General features: G+C 54.5%; 1 protein-coding gene and 1 pseudogene. Both read left to right on the top strand.

Annotated elements, in window-relative coordinates; translation table 11 throughout:
- Positions 1–162 (top strand): annotated as a pseudogene (locus tag QQF33_RS03425) (type VI secretion system tube protein Hcp); the annotation flags it as partial.
- A 167-nt stretch (positions 163–329) separates the two neighbouring features.
- The coding region (locus QQF33_RS03420; protein WP_285157382.1) for a Clp protease N-terminal domain-containing protein at positions 330–605 on the top strand (276 nt) is incomplete at its 3' end.

Here is a 605-nt window from a genome sequence, read left to right as displayed (position 1 = left end):
CTGGTTAAAGTTGCGCCGAAAATGCACGACATCAAGGATCCTTCTTTCGAGAAGCATAACCATCTTGAGCAGATCGAGCTGCGCTACGAAAAAATCACCTGGACCTACAAAGACGGCAACATCATTCATTCCGATTCCTGGAACGAACGCACCACAGCATAAGACTCTGGCGGGCAGATCCCTTCTGTCCGCCTTTTTGTTTTGCTCCGCACAGCGCCTGTCAGACGGACGCTTTGCAGAGCAGTCTCACAATTTATCGGCATGAACCTTATGGGCATCGGTTGACGGCCAGGGGCGGTAGCGTGCCTGAACAAGCAAGAGGGAACGACATGGAACATCATTCAGCAGTCCTGCTACGACGACTTAACCCTTATTGCGCCAAAGCGCTGGAGGGAGCGGCTTCTTTATGTCAGACCCGTGCGCATGCAGAAATCACGCCTGAGCACTGGCTGCTGAAACTGCTGGAGCAGGGGGAAGGTGACCTGACCGTTCTTGCCCGGCGCTATGAATGGGATATGGATGCCGTCTGGCAGTCTCTTCTGAGCTGGCTGGATGCACAGCCTCGTTCAGTTCGCACCCGACCAGAGCTCTCTGCTTCCCTCCAG

It is taken from the genome of Lelliottia wanjuensis, assembly GCF_030238365.1.
In the GTDB taxonomy this organism is placed as follows: Bacteria; Pseudomonadota; Gammaproteobacteria; order Enterobacterales; family Enterobacteriaceae; genus Enterobacter; species Enterobacter wanjuensis.
The sequence above is the reverse complement of the archived record's forward strand: the minus strand, read 5'-3'. Positions and strand labels throughout refer to the sequence as shown.